Origin of the sequence: Pseudomonas yamanorum (genome assembly GCF_013386765.1) — a bacterium.
GTDB classification, from domain to species: domain Bacteria; phylum Pseudomonadota; class Gammaproteobacteria; order Pseudomonadales; family Pseudomonadaceae; genus Aquipseudomonas; species Aquipseudomonas yamanorum_A.
Genome location: NZ_JACARE010000016.1, coordinates 1 through 1198 on the forward strand (window position 1 = coordinate 1; position 1198 = coordinate 1198).

The 1198-nt window shown below is 59.6% G+C and carries 1 pseudogene; it reads right to left on the reverse strand.

What is annotated here, in order from left to right:
* Positions 1–1198: pseudogene (locus tag HX875_RS11450) on the reverse strand (RHS repeat protein); the annotation flags it as partial.

Genomic DNA, 1198 nt, shown 5'->3' on the forward strand with positions numbered 1-1198 from the left:
CGTCGTAGTGGTAGTGGCTGAGGAGCTGACCTTGCTGGCGCTGGTGCTCTCGGCCGGATCTGAACAGGTGTGAAGTGAGCGGGTTGCCATTCAGTTCGACGGTGGCAAGGTCGCCGCCTTTGTCGTGGTGGAAGGCCACGCGGTTGTTATCGGGCAGGCGCAGATAGTTGAGCTGCCCGCATTCGTCATAGCCATAGCGCAAGGTGCCCCAGCCCTGATGTTCGGCGGTGAGGCGGTTTTGCAGGTCGTATTCGTAGTGGAGCGGCCAGTGGCCGTCGTCGACACTGAGGAGATTGCCGAGGCGATCGTAGGTGTAATCGACAATGCTGCGGTCGGGCAGGGTTTTTCTTACGAGGCGACCGGCGCTGTCTCGCTGATAGCCAGTAACCAGCTGACTACCATCGTCGCCATATTCGGTCTTTTCCAGCAGATGCCCGGCGAGGTCATAAACGTAGGCGGTACGTCGGCCATCAAAGCCGGTTTCCTGCTGGATCAGGCCGTTGGCGTGATAGTCGAGCCTATAGGTTTCCCCGACTTCGTTTTCAAACTCGGTCAGTAACAACCGGGCATTGTCGTAGCGGTATTTGAGCTGTGTGCCGTCGGGATTAATCCGACGGCTGATCAGGTGCAGGCCGTCGGCATACTCGTATCGGGTAACCCGACCCAGTTCATCGCGCTCGGCAGTGATTTTTCCGTACGGGTTGTAGCTGAATTCGCGAGTGGCGCCGCCCGGCTGAATCACCTTCAGCAAACGACCTACGGCGTCCCACTGATACTGGGTCAGCGCACCATGCTCATCCTCGCAGGCTACCTGCCGCCCCAGGTCGTCATAGCGATAGCGCCGCACGCCGCCATTCGCCAATTTCTCTTCGGTGAGCTGGCCACGTTCATTCCAGATAAAGCGCTGACTGCTGTTGTCCGGGTGCCAGACGCCGCTGAGCTTGCCGTGTTTGGTGTAGGTGTATTCGGTGTAGTTACCGCCCGGATCGGTCTTGCGGGTGATATCGCCCTGGTCATTACGCTGGTATTTCCAGACCGCGTCGCCGCGACGTACTACGCGAACGAACCCGTTGTCATGCTCGTAGGACGTGGGCGCATCGTCCCCGGGAAACAGCGCAATCAACCGACCGGCTTCGTCGTACTGATACGCCGTCACCGACCCCAGCGGATCCTGCTCAACCGTCAGCCGGCCGTTGTC